Source organism: Martinezella sp. CNPSo 3890, assembly GCF_057784455.1.
In genome coordinates this window covers 967947-988816 of sequence record NZ_JBXSOR010000001.1, presented here as the reverse complement: position 1 = coordinate 988816, position 20870 = coordinate 967947, and the positions used below count along the sequence as shown (strand labels likewise).

Annotated in this window: 33 protein-coding genes; 1 reads left to right on the top strand and 32 read right to left on the bottom strand. The window is 58.6% G+C overall.

The features are described from left to right. The first annotated feature begins 46 nt into the window (after window positions 1–46). Window positions 47–871 (top strand): COG3904 family protein, encoded by an 825-nt coding sequence (locus AC13RC_RS04870; RefSeq protein WP_488556606.1) that lies wholly within the window; start codon window positions 47–49, stop codon window positions 869–871. A gap of 230 nt (window positions 872–1101) precedes the next feature. Here AC13RC_RS04870 and AC13RC_RS04865 read toward each other — a convergent pair whose 3' ends face one another. The 32 genes from AC13RC_RS04865 to rpsL all read right to left on the bottom strand — a co-directional run bounded on the left by AC13RC_RS04865 (window position 1102) and on the right by rpsL (window position 20859). Then, window positions 1102–1509, bottom strand: a complete 408-nt coding sequence (locus AC13RC_RS04865) for a ribosomal maturation YjgA family protein (protein ID WP_488556605.1) — start codon at window positions 1507–1509, stop codon at window positions 1102–1104. A gap of 171 nt (window positions 1510–1680) precedes the next feature. After that, window positions 1681–2103: a 50S ribosomal protein L17 gene (gene rplQ, locus AC13RC_RS04860; RefSeq protein ID WP_069611907.1), complete on the bottom strand. Its 423-nt coding sequence runs from the start codon at window positions 2101–2103 to the stop codon at window positions 1681–1683. Window positions 2104–2151: 48 nt separating this feature from the next. Next, a complete protein-coding gene (locus AC13RC_RS04855) occupies window positions 2152–3162 on the bottom strand; it encodes a DNA-directed RNA polymerase subunit alpha (protein ID WP_047634789.1) in 1011 nt (336 codons plus the stop codon). 103 nt (window positions 3163–3265) lie between these two features. Next, complete coding sequence (gene rpsK, locus AC13RC_RS04850; protein ID WP_004118426.1) at window positions 3266–3655, bottom strand: 30S ribosomal protein S11; 390 nt, start codon at window positions 3653–3655, stop codon at window positions 3266–3268. 131 nt (window positions 3656–3786) lie between these two features. Further along, window positions 3787–4155, bottom strand: coding sequence for a 30S ribosomal protein S13 (gene rpsM / locus AC13RC_RS04845; RefSeq protein ID WP_004118424.1), 369 nt, complete (start codon window positions 4153–4155; stop codon window positions 3787–3789). 217 nt (window positions 4156–4372) lie between these two features. Next, window positions 4373–5023, bottom strand: a complete 651-nt coding sequence (locus AC13RC_RS04840; RefSeq protein WP_113333541.1) for an adenylate kinase — start codon at window positions 5021–5023, stop codon at window positions 4373–4375. Continuing rightward, complete coding sequence (gene secY / locus AC13RC_RS04835; protein ID WP_069611905.1) at window positions 5020–6360, bottom strand: preprotein translocase subunit SecY; 1341 nt, start codon at window positions 6358–6360, stop codon at window positions 5020–5022. Before secY ends, AC13RC_RS04840 begins: the two co-directional genes overlap by 4 nt. A 226-nt stretch (window positions 6361–6586) precedes the next feature. Next, on the bottom strand, window positions 6587–7057 hold the full coding sequence (gene rplO, locus AC13RC_RS04830; protein WP_069611904.1) for a 50S ribosomal protein L15: 471 nt from the start codon (window positions 7055–7057) through the stop codon (window positions 6587–6589). A gap of 17 nt (window positions 7058–7074) precedes the next feature. Beyond that, window positions 7075–7287: a 50S ribosomal protein L30 gene (gene rpmD, locus AC13RC_RS04825; protein WP_007690786.1), complete on the bottom strand. Its 213-nt coding sequence runs from the start codon at window positions 7285–7287 to the stop codon at window positions 7075–7077. A gap of 13 nt (window positions 7288–7300) precedes the next feature. Beyond that, window positions 7301–7870, bottom strand: coding sequence for a 30S ribosomal protein S5 (gene rpsE / locus AC13RC_RS04820; RefSeq protein WP_004118414.1), 570 nt, complete (start codon window positions 7868–7870; stop codon window positions 7301–7303). A 130-nt stretch (window positions 7871–8000) separates the two neighbouring features. After that, window positions 8001–8363, bottom strand: coding sequence for a 50S ribosomal protein L18 (rplR, locus tag AC13RC_RS04815; RefSeq protein WP_113333543.1), 363 nt, complete (start codon window positions 8361–8363; stop codon window positions 8001–8003). A gap of 12 nt (window positions 8364–8375) precedes the next feature. Next, complete coding sequence (gene rplF / locus AC13RC_RS04810) at window positions 8376–8909, bottom strand: 50S ribosomal protein L6 (RefSeq protein ID WP_069611902.1); 534 nt, start codon at window positions 8907–8909, stop codon at window positions 8376–8378. 43 nt (window positions 8910–8952) lie between these two features. Beyond that, window positions 8953–9351 carry a 30S ribosomal protein S8 gene (rpsH, locus tag AC13RC_RS04805; RefSeq protein WP_015339607.1) on the bottom strand — a complete coding sequence of 133 codons (399 nt, stop codon included), beginning with the start codon at window positions 9349–9351 and terminating at the stop codon, window positions 8953–8955. Between the two features lie 12 nt (window positions 9352–9363). Continuing rightward, on the bottom strand, window positions 9364–9669 hold the full coding sequence (gene rpsN / locus AC13RC_RS04800) for a 30S ribosomal protein S14 (protein WP_004118406.1): 306 nt from the start codon (window positions 9667–9669) through the stop codon (window positions 9364–9366). Between the two features lie 33 nt (window positions 9670–9702). Then, complete coding sequence (gene rplE / locus AC13RC_RS04795) at window positions 9703–10260, bottom strand: 50S ribosomal protein L5 (protein ID WP_069611901.1); 558 nt, start codon at window positions 10258–10260, stop codon at window positions 9703–9705. After that, complete coding sequence (gene rplX, locus AC13RC_RS04790) at window positions 10253–10561, bottom strand: 50S ribosomal protein L24 (protein ID WP_069611900.1); 309 nt, start codon at window positions 10559–10561, stop codon at window positions 10253–10255. The genes rplE and rplX overlap by 8 nt, the downstream gene beginning before the upstream one ends. A gap of 11 nt (window positions 10562–10572) precedes the next feature. Continuing rightward, window positions 10573–10941, bottom strand: coding sequence for a 50S ribosomal protein L14 (gene rplN / locus AC13RC_RS04785; protein ID WP_003573790.1), 369 nt, complete (start codon window positions 10939–10941; stop codon window positions 10573–10575). A gap of 227 nt (window positions 10942–11168) precedes the next feature. Further along, window positions 11169–11408: a 30S ribosomal protein S17 gene (gene rpsQ, locus AC13RC_RS04780; protein ID WP_069611899.1), complete on the bottom strand. Its 240-nt coding sequence runs from the start codon at window positions 11406–11408 to the stop codon at window positions 11169–11171. Window positions 11409–11420: 12 nt separating this feature from the next. Beyond that, complete coding sequence (rpmC, locus tag AC13RC_RS04775; RefSeq protein WP_007690763.1) at window positions 11421–11621, bottom strand: 50S ribosomal protein L29; 201 nt, start codon at window positions 11619–11621, stop codon at window positions 11421–11423. Between the two features lie 11 nt (window positions 11622–11632). Then, window positions 11633–12046, bottom strand: a complete 414-nt coding sequence (gene rplP, locus AC13RC_RS04770; RefSeq protein ID WP_004118395.1) for a 50S ribosomal protein L16 — start codon at window positions 12044–12046, stop codon at window positions 11633–11635. A 36-nt stretch (window positions 12047–12082) separates the two neighbouring features. Further along, on the bottom strand, window positions 12083–12808 hold the full coding sequence (gene rpsC / locus AC13RC_RS04765) for a 30S ribosomal protein S3 (protein WP_004118393.1): 726 nt from the start codon (window positions 12806–12808) through the stop codon (window positions 12083–12085). Then, window positions 12808–13197, bottom strand: a complete 390-nt coding sequence (rplV, locus tag AC13RC_RS04760; protein WP_004118391.1) for a 50S ribosomal protein L22 — start codon at window positions 13195–13197, stop codon at window positions 12808–12810. Before rplV ends, rpsC begins: the two co-directional genes overlap by 1 nt. A gap of 2 nt (window positions 13198–13199) precedes the next feature. Beyond that, window positions 13200–13478, bottom strand: a complete 279-nt coding sequence (rpsS, locus tag AC13RC_RS04755) for a 30S ribosomal protein S19 (protein ID WP_037199970.1) — start codon at window positions 13476–13478, stop codon at window positions 13200–13202. A gap of 15 nt (window positions 13479–13493) precedes the next feature. Beyond that, the gene (rplB, locus tag AC13RC_RS04750) at window positions 13494–14330 is read right to left on the bottom strand and encodes a 50S ribosomal protein L2 (RefSeq protein WP_069611898.1); all 837 of its coding nucleotides are present in this window, start codon (window positions 14328–14330) and stop codon (window positions 13494–13496) included. 11 nt (window positions 14331–14341) lie between these two features. Continuing rightward, complete coding sequence (locus AC13RC_RS04745) at window positions 14342–14635, bottom strand: 50S ribosomal protein L23 (RefSeq protein WP_015339600.1); 294 nt, start codon at window positions 14633–14635, stop codon at window positions 14342–14344. Next, a complete protein-coding gene (gene rplD / locus AC13RC_RS04740; protein ID WP_015339599.1) occupies window positions 14632–15252 on the bottom strand; it encodes a 50S ribosomal protein L4 in 621 nt (206 codons plus the stop codon). Before rplD ends, AC13RC_RS04745 begins: the two co-directional genes overlap by 4 nt. A 13-nt stretch (window positions 15253–15265) precedes the next feature. Beyond that, the gene (gene rplC / locus AC13RC_RS04735; RefSeq protein WP_075852342.1) at window positions 15266–15907 is read right to left on the bottom strand and encodes a 50S ribosomal protein L3; all 642 of its coding nucleotides are present in this window, start codon (window positions 15905–15907) and stop codon (window positions 15266–15268) included. A gap of 39 nt (window positions 15908–15946) precedes the next feature. Next, entirely contained in the window at window positions 15947–16255 is a 309-nt protein-coding gene (gene rpsJ, locus AC13RC_RS04730) for a 30S ribosomal protein S10 (RefSeq protein ID WP_003547547.1), read from the bottom strand. Between the two features lie 308 nt (window positions 16256–16563). Continuing rightward, entirely contained in the window at window positions 16564–17739 is a 1176-nt protein-coding gene (gene tuf / locus AC13RC_RS04725; RefSeq protein ID WP_095434658.1) for an elongation factor Tu, read from the bottom strand. A 66-nt stretch (window positions 17740–17805) separates the two neighbouring features. Then, on the bottom strand, window positions 17806–19905 hold the full coding sequence (gene fusA, locus AC13RC_RS04720; protein ID WP_106997622.1) for an elongation factor G: 2100 nt from the start codon (window positions 19903–19905) through the stop codon (window positions 17806–17808). Window positions 19906–19935: 30 nt separating this feature from the next. Beyond that, on the bottom strand, window positions 19936–20406 hold the full coding sequence (rpsG, locus tag AC13RC_RS04715; protein ID WP_069614847.1) for a 30S ribosomal protein S7: 471 nt from the start codon (window positions 20404–20406) through the stop codon (window positions 19936–19938). Between the two features lie 81 nt (window positions 20407–20487). Then, window positions 20488–20859 carry a 30S ribosomal protein S12 gene (rpsL, locus tag AC13RC_RS04710; protein WP_003507760.1) on the bottom strand — a complete coding sequence of 124 codons (372 nt, stop codon included), beginning with the start codon at window positions 20857–20859 and terminating at the stop codon, window positions 20488–20490. Window positions 20860–20870: the final 11 nt, after the last annotated feature.

Below are 20870 nucleotides of genomic sequence, written 5' to 3'. Positions count from 1 at the left end.
AGGAGGACGAGGCGGTAGCAATTATTCCGCTGTTTCCGGAGCTTTCATGGCGATACGCTTAAGCTTTTATGCAACCCTTTGGCCGGTCACCGTAGCCTTTCTTCTGTCCTGGGTTACCTTCGCATCTGCGACCGAAAGCAAAGAGCCGCCGGAAGAGCGACCGATGAATTTTGCATTGGTCGAGAACGGTAATTGCCAGGAAAGCTGTGTCCAATGGATATCTGCTGAAGGCAAGATCACGGCTGACGCGCCAAGCCGATTTAAGAGACTTCTGAAGAACCTCGGAGGCCGAAAACTTCCTGTAGTGTTTCAGTCTCACGGGGGAGATGTGGATGCTGCAATCTCTATCGGACGTATGATCCGAGCTGCCGGACTCGATACTGCGGTAGGCAGAACCCAGTTGAACGACTGTCCAATGCTCGACCCGCGCTGCACGGAAAAGATCATCAAAGATGGATGGTCTGAAGGTGAAGTTCACGCCGGAGGGGCGTACTGTTTCTCAGCATGCCCATTCGCCTTGGCAGGAGGCGAGATACGGGCTGCGGCTGCCAACGCTTATGTTGGCGTTCATCAGCTTACAAACGGGCCAAGTCACCAAGAGACGGGAAGAAGAAGGCTTGATGTGATATCGACGAAAATCGATCCAGAGCTGAATCGGAAGCTCGCAATCTACCTCGATGAAATGGGCGTCAGCAGTAATGACGTCTTCGCCATGATGGGACTAGCGACCCCGAACGGTATCTACTACGTCCAGAGCGCCGAAGCGCTCAAATCACACGTCATTACAAGGGCCTTTTCGTCCACCGACGAACCCGGCTATGTTGTTAAACGAACCGGTGTCAAAACATCCACCGTGCCCAACAAGTTCTAAGTGGCCGGACGTCGCCTTCCTTATCCGAGGGTAGCCTGAAAAGCTCCACAGCTACAGCCACGATCAGCGCAACAGAGGCAACCTTGTGACGTTGACGGATGCGATAGCGAAAAGCTAATAATAGACCAACGCTCGCCACAAGATTGAACCGCCATATTTGACAACCGCGAAAAGACCGATCACGTATCCGAAGCGCAAGACCGCAGACTCGCCCCTGACGTTTTGGCTCTTCACAAGGTTTTGGGCTTCGACAGCGCGTAATCGAGCGTCAACGCCAGCGCGATGCCGGCGGCATAGGCGACGATATTCCAGAGCGAGAATACCCTGCCCAGCAACAGGGCTCCGGCGGCAGTCAATCGAAAGGCGTCAAGATCAGGCGTGTGCCAAAGCCTGAAAAGCTCTACGGCGACCGCGACGAGCAGCGCCGCTACGGCAATCCTGACACGTCCCGAAGACACGAATATTGTCGCCAGGAGCCAATAGACCATCGCTCCCCACAAGGTCGAGCCGCCATATTTGACGATCGCGAAAGGCAGATCGAGCGCATAACCATAGCGCCGCAATGCAAGACCGGCGGCGATGGTCACCAAGAGCGCGAGGAACAGAAGCGGTCGCTCACGCGTCAATTTTCGCTGCATGTCCCACGACGCTCCCTGCTCTAACGCCACCTGAGCCGAATGCGACTCAGCAAGGCTGATTGCGATACTCCAAAGCAATCAGGGAGATTGAAAGGCCGCTCCAGTCGCGGAAATGACAAAAGGCCGGATGATCTCTCATCCGGCCCTCGATCTCGTATCAGAAGCTTAGCCTTAAGCGGCTGCGGCTTCTTCTTCAGCGGCAACGCGAGCCTTATCGGCTGCGCCCTTGGCATTGACGTCGCGATCGACGAATTCGACAACTGCGAGAGCGGCATTGTCGCCCTGGCGGAAGCCGGCCTTCATGATACGCAGGTAGCCGCCATTGCGGGTGGCGTAGCGGGTTGCGATCGCGTCGAACAGCTTCGAAACGACGGCGACGTCGCGGATCTGCGAGATGGCCTGACGACGAGCGTGCAGGTCGCCGCGCTTGCCGAGCGTTACCAGCTTCTCGACGATCGGGCGAATTTCCTTCGCCTTCGGGAGCGTGGTGACGATCTGCTCATGGGTGATGAGCGAAGCCGCCATGTTGGCGAACATCGCCTTACGATGGCTAGCGGTTCTATTCAGCTTGCGGCCGGCTTTACCGTGGCGCATGGCTATTCTCCTTCACTTGCAGGCATCGTTCGCCCGCAGTTTGATTGGTTAGTATTGGTCTTCGTAGCGCTTGGCGAGATCTTCGATGTTCTCGGGCGGCCATGCCGGCACTTCCATGCCGAGGTGCAGGCCCATGGAAGCGAGAACTTCCTTGATTTCGTTCAGCGACTTGCGACCAAAATTCGGCGTGCGGAGCATTTCTGCTTCGGTCTTCTGAATGAGGTCGCCGATGTAGACGATGTTGTCGTTCTTCAGGCAATTTGCCGAGCGAACGGACAGTTCGAGTTCGTCCACCTTCTTGAGGAGCGCCGGGTTGAAAGCGAGTTCGGTGACTGCTTCTTCTTCGGCTTCCTTCTGCGGCTCGTCGAAGTTGACGAACACGCCAAGCTGATCCTGGAGGATGCGAGCCGCAAAAGCGACGGCATCTTCACCGCTGATCGAACCGTCGGTTTCGATCGACATGCTCAGCTTGTCGTAGTCGAGAACCTGTCCTTCGCGGGTATTTTCAACCTTGTAGGACACCTTCTTGACCGGCGAATAGAGGCTGTCGACCGGGATGAGGCCGATCGGAGCGTCTTCCGCACGATTGCGCTCGGCGGGCACATAGCCCTTACCGTTGTTGACGGTGAATTCCATGCGGATTTCGGCGCCCTCGTCGAGCGTGCAGATAACATGCTCGGGGTTGAGGATTTCGATATCGCCGACCGTCTGGATGTCACCAGCCGTTACAACGCCTGGGCCTTGCTTGCGGACGACCATGCGCTTGCTGTCATCGCCGTCCATCTTGATGGCGATTTCCTTGATGTTCAGCACAATGTCCGTCACGTCTTCCCGGACGCCCGGGATAGAGGAGAACTCATGCAATACGCCGTCGATCTGCACGGCCGTCACAGCGGCACCGCGCAGAGAGGACAGCAGAACGCGACGCAGCGCGTTGCCGAGGGTGAGACCAAAGCCACGCTCCAGCGGTTCGGCCACGAGCGTTGCCTTGGTGCGGCCGCTCGAGGTGAACTCGACCTTGTTGGGCTTGATCAGTTCCTGCCAGTTTTTCTGAATCATGTTTTTGCCTTCCGTTCGTTGCCACCATCCAATCGTGGCAACCGAGCTTGAGTAACACCAAGCCGGGCGCATCTACCCCGGCCGGTGTCGTGAGTGGCGATGATCAGACGCGACGCTTCTTGCGCGGGCGGCAACCATTGTGCGGGATCGGGGTCACGTCGCGGATGGACGTGATCATGAAACCAGCAGCCTGGAGCGCGCGCAGAGCGGATTCACGACCGGAGCCCGGACCGCAAACTTCAACTTCGAGCGACTTCATGCCGTGTTCCTGAGCCTTCTTGGCGCAATCTTCGGCAGCGATCTGGGCGGCGAACGGGGTCGACTTGCGCGAACCCTTGAAGCCCTTGGCACCAGCGGACGACCAGGCAATCGCGTTGCCCTGTGCGTCGGTGATGGTGATCATCGTGTTGTTGAAGGTCGAGTTGACGTGTGCGACGCCCGACGTGATATTCTTGCGCTCGCGACGACGAACGCGGACGGCTTCCTTGGCCATGTTAGTCCTTTCTTGGATCTCTGCACCGCCGTAATCCCAGCGGCTACACCGAAGCGGCCCCCATGGAGCACCGCTTCAAACTCAAAAGAGGCCGGCGGACCGCCAGCCTCCCAAATCCGGTTGCCCGGAAATTACTTCTTCTTACCAGCGATCGCCTTTGCCGGACCCTTGCGGGTGCGGGCATTGGTGTGCGTGCGCTGGCCACGAACCGGCAGGCCGCGGCGATGACGCAGGCCACGGTAAGAACCCAGGTCCATGAGACGCTTGATGTTCATCGCGGTTTCGCGACGCAGATCACCTTCGACCTGATAGTCACGGTCGATGGTTTCGCGGATCTGCAGAACCTCAGCATCGGTCAACTGGTTGACGCGACGCTCGGCCGGAATACCGACCTTCTCGCAGATTTCCTGTGCAAACTTCGGTCCGATCCCGTGAATGTAACGAAGCGCAATAACTACGCGCTTTGCAGTCGGGATGTTGACGCCAGCGATACGAGCCACGCCTGTTCTCCTTGCATTCCTTTTGCCTTGGCAAAGGGTCTTGTTATGCAGCCCGGGAGCTGCTTGTTCAATGTGTGTCCGCCACATGTCAAAACGACCGTACCCGGACTTCCCGTTGGAAATCCGCGCCGATCGCATGGCATGTCGCGAGTTGGCGCGGTGTTTAGCGGAATCAGCGCAAAAAAGCAACCGCTCCGGCAAGTTTATTTTAGGCTATCTAAAGCTTAGCCAGGATAGCCTCTATGCTTTCGGTCACATGCTCGATATCGGCCATGCCGTCGATGCTCTGCAACTTGCCCTTGGCATAGTAGTAACCGATCAGCGGCGAGGTCTCCTTGTAGTAGACCTGAAGACGGGTCGCCATGGTTTCGGCATTGTCATCCGGGCGGCGCTTGAAATGCGTCGAGCCGCATTTGTCGCAGACACCGGCATTTGCCGGAACCTTGTCAGTGTCGTGATAGACACTGCCGCAGTTCGAGCAGGAATAGCGGCCGGAGACGCGGCGAATCAGTTCGGCGTCGTCCACTTTGAGCTCAATCACGACGGAGAGCTCGAGGCCCTTCGCGCTGAGCATCTTCTCCGTGGCATCAGCCTGTACAAGAGTACGCGGGAAACCATCGAGAATGAAACCCTTGGCACAATCCGGCTGATCGATGCGTTCGGAAACGATCGCGTTGACGATCTCATCCGAAACAAGCTTGCCGGCGTCCATGACAGCCTTGGCGCGCTTGCCAACTTCCGTGCCGGCCTGAACGGCCGCACGCAGCATATCGCCAGTGGAAAGCTGCGGAATGCCATGCTTTTCCACGATGCGCTGGGCCTGGGTCCCCTTACCTGCTCCCGGCGGCCCTAAAAGTATGAGTCTCATCGCCCCCTCTTTCCTCCACGCAACTTCGATTTCTTGATCAGGCCTTCATATTGCTGTGCGATCAGGTGACCCTGAATCTGCGCCACCGTATCCAGCGTTACGCTAACCACGATCAGAAGCGAAGTACCACCCAGAGACAAGGGAATACCTGTCTGGGATACGAGAATTTCGGGCAGGATGCAGACGAAGACAAGATAGATCGCGCCGATGACCGTGATGCGGGTCAGCACGTAATCGATATATTCAGCGGTGCGCTCGCCCGGGCGGATACCCGGAATGAAGCCGCCATGCTTCTTCAGATTGTCGGCCGTGTCCTTCGGATTGAAGACGAGAGCCGTGTAGAAGAAGGCGAAGAAGGCGATCAGAGCGGCGTAGAGCACCATATAGACGGGCTGTCCGTGGCCGAGCGCTGCAACGATGGACGTTACCCAGGCCGGAAGCGCGGTGTTGTTGCCGAGACCGGCGACGGTTGCCGGCAGCAGAAGCAGCGACGAGGCGAAGATCGCCGGGATGACGCCCGAAGTGTTCAGCTTCAGCGGCAGGTGCGACGTATCGCCCTGGAACATCCGCGTGCCAACCTGGCGCTTCGGATATTGGATCAGCAGGCGACGCTGCGCGCGCTCGACGAAGACGATGAGCGCGATGACCAGAATAGCGACGACCAGCACGGCGAGAATAAGAGGCGTGGAAAGCGCGCCGGTGCGGCCAAGCTCAAGGGTACCGGCGAGCGCGGTCGGAAGACCGGCGGCGATACCCGCGAAGATGATCAGCGAAATGCCGTTGCCGATACCGCGCGACGTCACCTGTTCGCCAAGCCACATCAGGAACATGGTGCCGCCAAGCAGCGTTATGACGGTGGAAATACGGAAGAACCAGCCGGGATCGACGACGACGCCGTTGCCATGCTCCAGGCCGATCGCAATACCATAGGCCTGCAATGCGCCGAGCAGCACCGTGCCGTAGCGGGTGTACTGGTTGATGATCTTGCGGCCCTGCTCGCCTTCCTTCTTCAGGTTCTCGAGCGAGGGAACGACCGACGTCATCAGCTGAACGATGATCGAGGCAGAAATATAAGGCATGATGCCGAGCGCGAAGATCGCCATGCGCTGCACGGCGCCGCCCGAGAACATGTTGAAGAGACCGAGAATGCCCCCCGACTGATTCTGGAAAGCCTGGGCATAGGCGGCAGGATTGAGGCCAGGAAGCGGAATGTGGGTGCCGAGCCGGTAGACGAGGAGAGCGCCGAGGGTAAACCACAGGCGCTTCTTGAGATCCTCGGCTTTGGCAAAGGTCGAAAAATTGAGGTTGGACGCCAATTGTTCCGCTGCAGAAGCCATGCAAATCTCCGCATCACCAATTCCGGCATAGTCGGCCGAGTCCGGAATCAGTCTGTAAATTGTTCAAAAGCCGGGCTTCGGACGGATTGCGCTGCAATCGGGCGCCTCACCCTTGGTTCCCGTTATCGATCGGAAAGACACTTGCCGCATCGATCAGATTCGTGAGGCTCACATATGGGAGCAAAATCGCCCGAAGTGAAGTCACTTCGGGCGATTATTGATAATATTATTCTGCGGCAGCAGCGAGCAGCTTGACGGAACCGCCAGCCTTTTCGATCTTCTCGACTGCGGACTTGGAAGCGCCTGCAACTTCAAGAGCAAGCTTCGCCTTCAGTTCGCCGTCCGAGAGAACCCGAACGCCATCCTTGACGCGGCGAATAACGCCGGCAGCCTTGAGAGCTGCTGCATCAACAGTGCTCTTGGCATCGAGCTTGCCGGCATCGACGGCAGCCTGGATGCGTGCCAGCGATACGACAACGTAGTCGGATGCGAAGATGTTGTTGAAGCCGCGCTTCGGCAGACGACGGTAGATGGGCATCTGACCGCCTTCGAAGCCGTTGATCGCAACGCCCGAACGGGACTTCTGACCCTTCACACCACGGCCACCGGTCTTGCCGGAGCCGGAGCCAATGCCGCGGCCGAGGCGCTTGCGGCTGTGGGTCGAGCCTTCGTTATCCTTGATTTCATTCAGTTTCATAGCGAATTACCTCCGGCTCACTTCTCGTCGACAACGCGAACGAGATGCTGGACAGCACGGATCATGCCACGAACAGCCGGAGTATCTTCCAGCGTGCGGCGACGGTGCATTTTGTTCAGTCCGAGACCGATCAGCGTCTTCTGCTGAACATCCGGACGGCGGATCGGGCTGCCAATCTGCTCGACCGTAACGGTCGCCTTAGCTTCAGCCTTCTTGGTCGTCTTGGCCATAGGTCAAACTCCCTTATTCTTCGGAGGCGTTGCCCGAAGCGGCGCGGCGAGCCTGCAGGGTGGCATACTTGATGCCGCGCTGAGCTGCGATGTCCTTCGGGTGAACCTGGTGCTTCAGGGCGTCGAACGTGGCGCGAACCATGTTGTACGGGTTCGACGAACCGGTCGACTTGGCAACGACGTCATGAACGCCGAGCGTTTCGAAAACGGCGCGCATCGGGCCGCCGGCGATGATACCGGTACCGACCTTGGCCGAGCGCAGCAGAACCTTGCCGGCGCCATGACGGCCATGAACGTCGTGATGCAGCGTACGGCCGTCGCGCAGCGGTACGAAGATCATGTCGCGCTTGGCGCTTTCGGTTGCCTTGCGGATGGCTTCCGGCACTTCGCGTGCCTTGCCATGGCCGAAGCCTACGCGGCCCTTCTGGTCGCCAACGACGACGAGAGCGGCGAAGCCGAAGCGACGGCCACCCTTAACAACCTTGGCGACGCGGTTGATCGCGACCAGCTTGTCGACGAATTCGCTATCGCGCTCTTCACGGCTCTGACGGTCTTCCCGCGGAGCCCTCTTTTCCTGTGCCATTGTCCTCTTCCTTTTTCTTTTCCGGGTGCAACGGGCAAACAAAACGAAGACCGCATGAACCTCCCAACGGAGATTTGCGGTCCGGTGAATATCCGGCCGGCATCCTTGAGATCACCGGCCGGAAATCTGATTAGAAGGTCAGGCCGCCTTCGCGGGCTGCTTCAGCCAGGGCCTTGATGCGGCCGTGGTAGATGAAAGCGCCGCGATCGAACACGACTTCCTTCACGCCGGCCTTGGAGGCGCGCTCTGCAACGAGCTTGCCAACGAGGGCTGCGGCTGCGGTATCGGCACCGGTCTTCAGAGAACCGCGCAGATCCTTGTCGAGGGTAGAGGCAGCCGCGAGGGTCTTGCCAGCCACATCATCGATGATCTGAGCGTAGATGTTCTTCGACGAGCGATGAACCGACAGGCGCGGACGGCCATTGGCCACCGCCTTGATTTGACGGCGCACGCGGTTGGCGCGACGCGCAAGTGCTTCTTTCCTGCTAGCCATTTCGCGTGTTCCTTACTTCTTCTTGCCTTCTTTGCGGACGATCCGCTCTTCGGCATACTTAACGCCCTTGCCCTTGTAGGGCTCAGGACCGCGATATTCGCGGATTTCAGCGGCAACCTGGCCAACCTGCTGCTTGTTGATGCCGGTGACGACGATTTCCGTCGGCTTCGGCACAGCAATGGTGATGCCCTGCGGCGGCTGATAAATCACGTCGTGGCTGAAGCCGAGCGCCAGCTGCAGGTTCTTGCCCTGCATGGAGGCACGGTAGCCGACGCCGTTGATTTCGAGCTTGCGCTCGTAGCCGTCCTTAACACCCTTGAAGATGTTCTCGATCATCGTGCGGGACATGCCCCACTTTGCGCGAGCATCCTTGGAGTCGTTGAGCGGCGTCACGACGATTGCATTGTTTTCCAGCTTGAGACCGATTTCGTCGTTAGCGACGAAAAACAGCTCGCCCTTGGGGCCCTTGGCAGTCACTTTCTGGCCATCAACCGTGGCCGTGATCCCTGCAGGTACCTGAACGGGCTTCTTACCGATACGAGACATTTTTCAAACCTGTCTGTTTCGAAGGAGATATCTCTGTTCGATCTTAGAAGACCGAGCAGAGAACCTCGCCACCAACATTCTGTTCGCGAGCCTGGTGATCGGCCATCACACCCTTCGGAGTCGAAAGGATGGTAATGCCGAGACCGTTCGCGACCTGCGGAATGGACTTGACCGAGACATAAACCCGGCGGCCCGGCTTGGACACACGGCCGATCTCGCGGATCACCGATGCGCCTTCGTAGTACTTGAGTTCGATGTTGAGCTCAGACTTGCCGTTGCCGAAATCGACGACGGAATAGCCACGGATGTAGCCTTCAGCCTGGAGCACATCGAGAACGCGTGCACGGAGCTTGGACGCAGGCGTCGAAACCGACGACTTGCGGCGCGAAGCGCCATTGCGGATGCGGGTGAGCATATCGCCCAAAGGATCAGTCATAGACATCTAATCTGCTCCTTACCAGCTGGACTTGACGATGCCCGGCACCTTGCCGAGATTGCCGAGTTCACGCAGCGCGATACGCGACATGCGCAGTTTGCGGTAGTAGGCGCGCGGACGGCCAGACACTTCGCAACGGTTGCGAATACGGGTCTTCGATCCATCGCGCGGGAGCGATGCCAGCTTCAGAGTGGCCTTGAACCGGTCTTCGATCGAGAGAGACTGGTTCATGATGATTGCCTTGAGAGCAGCCCGCTTCGCGGCCTGGTTGGCAACCGTATTGCGGCGGCGCTTGTTCTTTTCAACTGCGCTTGTCTTCGCCATATCAGGGTTCCTTTTCTACGCTCGTCGTTACGGTTATTGACGGAACGGGAAGTTGAACTCTTTCAGAAGAGCCCGTGCTTCGTCGTCGGTCGTCGCCGTCGTGCAAACGATGATGTCCATGCCCCACATCTGATCAACCTTGTCGTAGTTGATCTCAGGGAACACAATGTGCTCCTTGATGCCCATGGCAAAATTGCCACGACCGTCAAAGCTCTTCGGGTTCAGGCCGCGGAAGTCGCGAACGCGCGGAAGCGCGATGTTGACCAGACGATCCAGGAACTCATACATGCGGGCGCCGCGCAGGGTAACCTTCGCGCCGATCGGCATATTTTCGCGGACCTTGAAGCCAGCGATGGAGTTGCGTGCGCGGGTGATGACCGGCTTCTGGCCAGCGATGGCCGCCAGGTCGGCAGCAGCAACGGTCGGCTTCTTCGAATCAGCCGTCGCTTCGCCAACACCCATGTTGATCACGATCTTGTCCAGCTTCGGGATCTGCATCTCGTTAGCGTAGGAGAACTGCTCCTGCATGGCTGCACGGATGCGAGCAACATATTCCTTCTTGAGCCGCGGCTCGTACTTTGCCTCAGCCATCGATCACTTCTCCCGAGGTCTTGGCCACACGGACCTTCTTGCCATCCACAACCTTGAAACCGACGCGGGTCGGCTTGCCGTCCTTGTCGACGATCGCAATGTTGGACAGGTGAAGCGGGGCTTCCTTGCTGATGATGCCGGCTTCCTGGTTCTGCGTCTGGCGCTGATGGCGCTTGATGACGTTGACGCCACGAACGACCGCACGGTCTTCCTTCGGCAGCACTTGAATGACTTCGCCGGTACGGCCCTTGTCCTTACCGGTCAATACGACAACCTTGTCGCCTTTACGGATCTTCTGCATCGCTCCGCTCCTTACAGTACTTCTGGAGCCAGCGAGATGATCTTCATGTGGTTCTTGGCGCGAAGTTCGCGCGGAACCGGTCCGAAGATACGGGTGCCGATCGGCTCTTTCTTGTTGTCGATGAGGACTGCTGCGTTGGTATCGAAGCGGATGACGCTGCCATCCGGACGACGGATGTCCTTGGCGGTACGAACAACAACCGCCTTCATCACGTCACCCTTCTTCACACGGCCGCGCGGAATAGCTTCCTTGATCGAAACGACGATAACGTCGCCGATCGAGGCATACTTGCGCTTCGAGCCGCCCAGCACCTTGATGCACATGACACGACGTGCGCCGGAATTATCCGCCACGTCGAGGTTTGTTTGCATCTGAATCATGTCAGGTCGCCTTCTTGTTGTTACCGGAATGGTTGGGCCAATCGACCCCCTACCCCGGCTTATGGACTAGTGTCTTGTCTGATTATGCCTGGGCTTCGGAACCGCAACGGGTCGCCTCTGCCGGCCATCAATAAAGCAAAAGAACGCCCGTTCGCGAGCGTCCTGCTTCCAAGCTCGTGCTTCATACAGATATTTCGCCCAAGCGCAAGGGCCTGAGCGAAATTCTGTTACTTGGACTGGGCGGAAACGACCGTCCAGGTCTTATCCTTGGAGATCGGCGCGCATTCCTCGATGGAAACGACGTCGCCGGTCTTGTACTGATTGTTTTCGTCGTGAGCCTTGTACTTCTTGGAACGACGAACGGTCTTCTGGAGCAGCGGGTGAGCGAAACGACGCTCAACGCGGACAACTACCGTCTTCTCGTTCTTGTCGCTGACCACGACGCCCTGCAGAATGCGCTTCGGCATGTTATTCTTCCTTTAGGCCTTTGCTTCTGCCGCCTTCTGGCGGGCAATGGTTTTTACGCGAGCGATGTCCTTGCGGACTTCGTTGATGCGCGAGGACTTCTCGAGCTGGCCGGTCGCCTTCTGAAAGCGCAGGTTGAACTGCTCCTTCTTCAGCTTGGCAAGCTCGTCCTTGAGTTGGTCGGCGCTCAGGGCGCGAACATCTGCGGCTTTCATGAGCTTCTTCCTTACTCTGCAATGCGCTGAACGAAGCGCGTCTTGACCGAGAGCTTGGCAGCGCCGAGGCGCAGGGCCTCACGAGCGATTTCTTCGCTCACACCGTCGATCTCGAACATCATACGGCCGGGCTTGACCTTGCATGCCCAGTATTCGACAGAGCCCTTACCTTTACCCATACGGACTTCGGTCGGCTTTGCGGTTACCGGAACATCCGGGAACACGCGGATCCATACACGGCCGGCGCGCTTCATATAGCGCGTGATCGCGCGGCGGGCCGCTTCGATCTCGCGAGCGTTGACGCGGTTAGGCTCCTGCGACTTCAGGCCGAATTCGCCGAACGCCAGATCAGAACCACCCTTGGCAACGCCCTTGATGCGGCCCTTGAATTGCTTGCGGTACTTCGTACGCTTTGGCTGCAACATTTTCTTATTCTCCGAACTTATCTGCCACGTACGCTATCAAGCGTTGTCGCGGCGACGGTCTCTATCGCGATCGCGGCTAGCCGGACCCTGGGCGTCGCCTTCGAGCGCGCGGCGTTCGGAGGCCATCGGATCGTGCTCAAGGATTTCACCCTTGAAGATCCAGACCTTGATGCCGCAGATACCGAAAGCGGTTTCTGCTTCAGCCGTACCGTAGTCGATGTCGGCGCGCAGCGTATGCAGCGGCACGCGACCTTCGCGGTACCATTCCGTACGAGCGATTTCAGCACCGCCGAGACGGCCGGCGCAGGTGATCTTGATGCCTTCGGCGCCAAGACGCATCGCGGACTGAACGGCGCGCTTCATGGCGCGACGGAAAGCAACACGGCGTTCCAGCTGCTGAGCGATCGACTGGGCAACCAGCGTCGCGTCGATTTCCGGCTTGCGAACTTCAACGATGTTGAGGTGCGTTTCGGAATTCGTCATGTCCGACAGCTTCTTGCGGAGCTTGTCGATGTCAGCGCCCTTCTTGCCGATGATCAGGCCCGGACGAGCCGAGTGGATCGTGACGCGGCACTTCTTGTGCGGACGCTCGATGACCACCTTGGAGATACCAGCCTGCTTCAGTTCGTTCATGACGAACTTGCGCATCTTCAGGTCTTCGTGGAGGAGCTGGCCGTACTCGGCATTGTCCGCGAACCAGCGGCTATCCCAGGTACGGTTGATGCCAAGACGAAAGCCGATCGGATTGATTTTCTGACCCATTATGCGGCCTCCCCTTGAGCTTCCACTTCACGAACGACGATCGTCAGGTGCGCAAACGGACGCTCGATGCGAGATGCGCGGCCGCGGCCACGAGCGTGGAAACGCTTCATGACGATCGACTTGCCGACGTAAGCTTCCGCAACGACCAGCGAGTCAACGTCGAGATCGTGATTGTTTTCTGCATTGGCGATCGCAGATTCGAGCGTCTTCTTCACGGCGCCAGCGATACGCTTGCGCGAGAATTCCAGCTCTGCGAGCGCGCGGTCAACCTTCTTGCCGCGGATCGAAGCCGCGACCAGGTTGAGCTTCTGCGGGCTGACGCGGAGCGTGCGCGCAACTGCCTGCGCCTCGTTGTCCTTCAGCCGGCGTTCGGTTTTTGCCTTGCCCATTGTTACTTCCTCTTCGCCTTCTTGTCCGCACCGTGACCATAATAGGTACGGGTCGGGGCGAACTCGCCGAACTTGTGTCCGACCATGTCTTCATTGACGCTGACCGGAATGTGCTTGCTGCCGTTGTAGACGCCGAAGGTGAGACCAACGAACTGCGGCATGATGGTGGAGCGACGGCTCCACATCTTGATTACTTCGTTACGTCCGCCTTCACGCACCTTCTCAGCCTTCTTGAGAAGATAGCCGTCAACAAACGGACCTTTCCATACTGAACGAGCCACTTGAGACTTCCTCTCTTACTTCTTGCGCTGATGGCGCGAGCGCATAATCATCTTGTCGGTCGACTTGTTCGACCGCGTACGCTTGCCCTTGGTCGGCTTGCCCCATGGGGTCACCGGATGGCGACCACCGGAGGTGCGGCCTTCACCACCGCCGTGCGGATGGTCAACCGGGTTCATGACAACGCCGCGGTTATGCGGCTTCTTGCCACGCCAACGCGAACGACCGGCCTTACCGTCGTTGATGTTGCCGTGATCCGGGTTCGAAACCGCACCGATCGTGGCAAGGCAGGTGCCGTGCACGAGGCGCTGTTCGCCCGAGTTCAGGCGAAGGATCGCCATTCCCTGGTCACGGCCGACGAGCTGAGCGTAGGAACCGGCGGAACGAGCGATCTGACCGCCCTTGCCCGGCTTCATTTCCACATTGTGGATGATGGAACCGACCGGGATGAACTGAAGCGGCATGGTGTTGCCAGGCTTCACGTCCACTGCCTTTTCCGAAGCGATCACCTTGTCGCCCGAAGCGAGACGCTGCGGAGCGAGGATGTAGGCCAGTTCGCCGTCCGTGTACTTCACCAGAGCGATGTAAGCGGTACGGTTCGGATCGTATTCGATACGCTCGACGGTTGCTTCGACGTCGAACTTGCGACGCTTGAAGTCAACCAGACGATAGCTGCGCTTGTGACCACCGCCCTGGAAACGGACGGTGATGCGGCCGGTGTTGTTACGGCCACCCTTGGAGGTGAGGCCTTCGGTCAACGACTTGACCGGCTTGCCCTTGTAGAGCGAGGAGCGATCGACAATGACCAGCTGACGCTGGCTCGGGGTCGTCGGATTGAATGTTTTCAATGCCATTTTCTTATTCCTCAGAGACCGGTGGAGACGTCGATCGACTGGCCTTCGGCGAGCGTCACAACAGCCTTCTTCACGTCCTTCTGCTTGCCGACGAGACCCTTGAACCGCTTGGTCTTGCCGAGGCGCAGCAGAGTGTTAACGGCCGTCACCTTGACGCCGAAGAGCGCTTCGACGGCAGCCTTGATTTCCGGCTTCGTCGCGGTCTTCGCAACGTTGAAAACAACCTGGTTATTGTCCGACAGCAGCGTGGACTTTTCGGTGATCGCCGGAGAAACGATCACATCATAATGGCGAAGATCCGTCACTTGAAACGCTCCTCTAGAGCTTCAACTGCAGCCTTGGACAGCACGAGCTTGCCGCGGCGCAGGATGTCGTAAACGTTGATGCCCTGAACCGGCAGAACATCGATGTTCGGGATGTTCTGGGCTGCGAGCTTGAAGTTGCTGTCGAGCTCAGCACCGCCGATGAACAGAGCGTTCGTCAGGCCGAGCGTCTCGAAAGCGCCAGCGAGTGCCTTGGTCTTGGCTTCGGTAGCGACGAGATTGTCGATGACAATCACGTCTTCAGCCTTGAACTTGGCAGAGAGAGCGTGACGCAGGCCGAGGGCGCGAACCTTCTTCGGCAGATCATGCTCGTGGCTGCGAGCGACCGGGCCGTGAGCCTTACCACCGCCGCGGAACTGCGGAGCGCGAGCCGAATGGTGACGAGCGCGGCCCGTACCCTTCTGCTTGTACATCTTGGCACCGGTGCGCGCTACGTCTGCGCGGCCCTTGGCCTGATGCGTGCCCTGCTGCTTCTTGGCAAGCTGCCAGCGAACGACGCGAGCGAGAATGTCTTCACGCGGCTCGAGGCCGAAAATCGCATCAGAAAGGGAAACCTTCCCGGCGTCTTTGCCCTCAAGGGTCTTGACGTTGAATTCCATTGGTTTGGCTCCCTTACTTCGCTGCCGACTTGACGGCGTCGCGCACGATGATCCAGGCGCCCTTGGAGCCGGGAACCGCACCCTTGACGAGGATCAGACCGCGATCTTCATCGGTCGATACCACTTCAAGGTTCTGCGTCGTGACGCGGGTCTGGCCCATGTGACCAGCCATCTTCTTGTTCTTGAACACCTTGCCCGGATCCTGGCGCGAGCCGGTCGAACCGTGCGAACGGTGCGAAACCGACACACCGTGCGTGGCGCGCAAACCGCCGAAGCCGTGGCGCTTGATGGCGCCGGCAAAGCCCTTACCGATCGTCGTGCCGGTCACGTCGACGAGCTGACCCGCCGTGAAGTGACCTGCGTTGAGCTCGGTGCCAACTGCGAGCAGATTGTCTTCCGTGACACGGAATTCTGCGAGCTTGGCCTTCGGCTCTACGCTTGCAACGGCGAAATGGCCGCGAAGAGCCTTCGTCGTGTTCTTAACTTTAGCCTGGCCGGCACCCAGCTGAACTGCGGTGTAGCCATTCTTTTCAACTGTGCGCTGGGCTACGACCTGGCAGCCTTCCATACGCAATACGGTAACCGGGACATGCTCGCCGGCGTCGTTGTAGACGCGGGTCATTCCCACCTTCTGTGCAATCACACCTGAACGCATCGGTTCAATCCTTCTCACTCAGCTCGAGGACCGGAGGCCTTAGAGCTTGATCTCAACATCGACACCGGCGGCGAGATCGAGCTTCATCAGCGCGTCTACCGTCTGCGGGGTCGGGTCAACGATGTCGAGGAGGCGCTTATGCGTGCGCATCTCGAACTGCTCGCGGCTCTTCTTGTCGATGTGCGGGGACCGGTTTACCGTAAACTTCTCGATACGAGTCGGAAGCGGAACGGGGCCCCGGACGCTTGCACCGGTGCGCTTCGCCGTCGACACGATCTCGCGCGTGGAAGCATCGAGAATCCGGTGATCGAACGCCTTCAGGCGAATGCGGATATTTTGGCCGTTCATTCGACGTTATCCTTGTGTTTGTTATCTCGCGTGCCTTTCAAAAAGGCACGGTTTGTTCTGTTTCCTAAGGCGGACCACCGGTTTCAAAGATCGAGAGGGACGCCGGCTACGGCATCCCCATCCACTCTTTAGGCCTTTCAGCCCACCTTATTGTTAATTTCATTGGCCGCTTCATCATCCGAAGCAGCGCGCAAATCGCGCTCGCGCGCCATTTGCAACATTTCCATGTCATAAGCAAGCGGCTAGTGCCGCCTGCATCATAAATTTGTCATCGAATCGGCCACTCGGATGGAGTGGCCGTCTTCGAATTACTCGACGATGGAGGCGACGATGCCTGCACCGACGGTACGGCCGCCTTCGCGGATCGCGAAGCGAAGCTTTTCTTCCATCGCGATCGGAACGATCAGCTCGACGTCAACCGTGACGTTGTCGCCTGGCATAACCATTTCCGTGCCTTCCGGAAGCGTCACGATGCCCGTCACGTCAGTCGTACGGAAGTAGAACTGCGGACGGTAGTTCGTGAAGAACGGCGTATGACGGCCGCCTTCTTCCTTCGTCAGGATGTAGGCTTCGGCCTTGAACTTCTTGTGCGGCTTGACAGAACCCGGCTTGCACAGGATCTGACCACGCTCGACGCCGTCACGGTTCACACCGCGGATCAGCGCGCCGATGTTGTCGCCGGCCTGGCCCTGGTCGAGCAGCTTGCGGAACATTTCAACGCCGGTAACCGTCGTCTTCGACGTCGGACGGATGCCGACGATCTCGACTTCTTCACCAACCTTGATCACGCCACGCTCGACGCGGCCCGTCACAACCGTACCACGGCCAGAGATCGAGAACACGTCTTCGATCGGCATCAGGAACGGCTGGTCGATCGGACGCTCAGGCGTCGGGATGTAGGCGTCAACCTGAGCCATCAGCTCGCGGATCGCGTCTTCGCCGATCTTCTTGTCCGAATCTTCAAGAGCAGCAAGCGCCGAACCCTTGACGACCGGGATGTCGTCGCCCGGGAAGTCGTAGGACGACAGAAGTTCGCGAACTTCAAGCTCGACGAGCTCGAGAAGCTCAGCGTCGTCAACCTGGTCGACCTTGTTCAGGAACACGACGATTGCCGGAACGCCAACCTGGCGGGCGAGCAGGATGTGCTCGCGCGTCTGCGGCATCGGGCCGTCAGCTGCAGAGCAAACCAGGATCGCGCCGTCCATCTGGGCGGCACCCGTGATCATGTTCTTCACGTAGTCGGCGTGGCCGGGGCAGTCAACGTGTGCATAGTGACGGTTCGGCGTCTCGTATTCAACGTGGGCCGTCGAGATCGTGATGCCGCGAGCCTTCTCTTCCGGAGCCGCGTCGATTTGGTCATACGCCTTGAACTCGCCGAAGTACTTCGTGATCGCTGCCGTCAACGACGTCTTGCCGTGGTCAACGTGACCGATCGTCCCGATGTTAACGTGCGGCTTATTGCGCTCAAACTTACTCTTTGCCATTTTCGGCTCTCCGTTTTCCTGTCCCCTGAGGGATCAATTCTTGTTATCGGTCAATTGGTATTCCGGTCACTTCTGACCGGAATACTTTGCCTGGATTTCCTGTGCGACGTTCGACGGAACCGGCGCATAATGATCGAAGGTCATCGTGTACTGTGCACGGCCCTGAGACATCGAGCGCAGGTTATCGACGTACTTGAACATGTTCGCCAGCGGGACGTTCGCGCTGATGACGACGGCGATACCGCGGCTCTCCTGGCCCTGGATCTGACCACGGCGAGAGTTCAGGTCGCCGATAACGTCACCGACGTAGTCTTCCGGCGTTACGACTTCGACCTTCATCATCGGCTCGAGGAGCTGAGCACCGGCTTCGCGAGCTGCTTCACGGAAGCAAGCGCGAGCGGCAATTTCGAAGGCCAGAACCGACGAGTCGACGTCGTGGAAGGCACCGTCGATGAGCGTCGCCTTGACGCCGAGCATCGGGAAGCCAGCCAGCGGGCCCGAAGACAGAACGCTTTCGATACCCTTCTGAACGCCCGGAATGTATTCCTTCGGAACAGCACCACCGACGATTTTGGATTCGAACTTGAAGTCTTCGCCTTCCGGGTTCGGCTCGAATACGAGCTTGACGCGTGCGAACTGACCGGTACCACCGGTCTGCTTCTTGTGCGTGTAGTCCTTTTCCGTCAGGCGCGTGATGGTTTCGCGGTAGGCAACCTGCGGCGCGCCTACGTTTGCTTCAACCTTGAACTCACGACGCATGCGGTCGACGATGATGTCGAGGTGCAGTTCGCCCATGCCGGCGATGATCGTCTGACCGGATTCCTGGTCGGTCTTGACGCGGAAGGACGGGTCTTCTGCAGCCAGGCGGTTGAGCGCGAGGCCCATCTTTTCCTGGTCGCCCTTGGACTTCGGCTCGATCGCGATCTGGATGACCGGCTCGGGGAATTCCATGCGCTCGAGGATAACCGGCTTCAGCGGGTCGCAGAGCGTGTCACCCGTCGTGGTTTCCTTGAGGCCGGCGAGAGCAACGATGTCGCCAGCATAGGCTTCTTCGATGTCTTCACGCGAGTTGGAGTGCATCTGCAGCATGCGGCCGACGCGCTCGCGCTTGTCCTTGACCGTGTTCATGACCGAAACGCCCTTCTCCAGCTTGCCGGAGTAGATACGGGCAAAGGTGAGCGAGCCGACGAACGGGTCGTTCATGATCTTGAACGCGAGCATGGAAAGCGGCTCGTTGTCGTCAGCGTGACGCTCGATCTCGGCTTCCGTCTTGGCATCGATGCCCTTGATCGCCGGAATGTCGAGCGGCGACGGCAGGTAATCGACAACGGCGTCGAGGAGCGGCTGAACACCCTTGTTCTTGAATGCGGTGCCGCAGAACATCGGATGGAACTTGACGTCGATCGTGCCGCGACGAACGAGTTCGCGGATCTTGTCGTTGTCAGGCAAATTGCCTTCGAGGTAGGCTTCCATCGCGGCTTCGTCGATCTCGACAACGGTCTCGATCAGCTTTTCGCGATATTCTTCAGCCTTGGCCTTCATGTCTTCCGGGATTTCGACGACGTCCCACTGGGCGCCGAGCGACTCGTCGCGCCAGATCAGAGCGTTCATCTCGACCAGGTCGATAACGCCCTTGAAGTCGCTTTCAGCGCCGATCGGCAGCTGCATGACAACTGCGGTCGCGCCGAGGCGGGTCTTGATCATCTCGACCGAGCGGTAGAAGTCGGCGCCGGTCTTGTCCATCTTGTTGCAGAAGATCATGCGCGGAACATGATACTTCTCAGCCTGACGCCAAACGGTTTCCGTCTGCGGCTCAACGCCGGCGTTGGCGTCGAGCAGCGCGATGGCACCGTCGAGAACGCGCAGCGAACGCTCGACTTCGATGGTGAAGTCAACGTGGCCGGGGGTGTCGATGATGTTGAAGCGGCGGGTCTTGCCGTCACGGCCCTTCCAGAAGGTCGTGGTAGCAGCAGAGGTGATCGTGATGCCACGCTCCTGCTCCTGCTCCATCCAGTCCATCGTGGCAGCGCCATCGTGAACTTCGCCGATCTTGTGCGACTTACCGGTGTAGTAAAGAATACGCTCGGTCGTCGTGGTCTTGCCGGCGTCGATATGCGCCATGATACCGAAATTGCGGTAGTCTTCGATTTTATATGCGCGAGCCATTGTGGACTGCCTTTCCGAAACCGTTCGGGATTACCAGCGATAATGCGAGAACGCACGGTTGGCATCAGCCATCTTGTGCGTGTCTTCGCGCTTCTTGACGGCAGCGCCGCGGTTGTTGGAGGCATCGAGAAGTTCGCCGCACAGACGGTCGATCATCGTCGTCTCGTTACGCTTGCGAGCAGCGGTGATCAGCCAGCGGATGGCCAGAGCCTGGCGACGCTCAGGACGCACATCCACCGGAACCTGGTACGTAGCACCACCAACGCGGCGCGAGCGGACTTCAACGTGCGGAGCGATGTTATCCAAAGCCTGATGGAACACGCCGAGCGGTTCCTGCTTTGCCTTGCCCTGCACGGCGTCAAACGCGCCATATACGATGTTTTCCGCTACGGACTTCTTGCCGTCCAGCATGATGGCATTCATGAACTTGGTAACAACCAGATCGCCGAACTTCGGGTCCGGATTGATCTCGCGCTTTTCTGCTCTATGACGTCGGGACATGTAACTTCTCGTCTCTCAACTGTTGCGACGCTCAACCACGCGGAGAACCTCGCGCAGCGCCGGATTATCTAAAAATCCGAATTACTTCGGACGCTTTGCACCATACTTCGAACGGCGCTGCTTGCGGTTCTTGACGCCCTGAGTATCGAGAACGCCGCGGATGATGTGGTAGCGAACACCCGGAAGGTCCTTAACGCGGCCGCCACGGATCATGACGACAGAGTGTTCCTGAAGGTTGTGACCTTCACCGGGGATGTAACCAATGACTTCGAAGCCGTTGGTCAGGCGGATCTTTGCGACCTTACGCAGAGCCGAGTTCGGCTTCTTCGGCGTCGTGGTGTAGACGCGGGTGCAAACGCCGCGCTTCTGCGGGTTCTCCTGAAGAGCGGGAACCTTGTTACGCTTTACCTGCGCCTGGCGAGGCTTGCGGATCAGCTGGTTTACGGTAGGCATTCAACCATCCC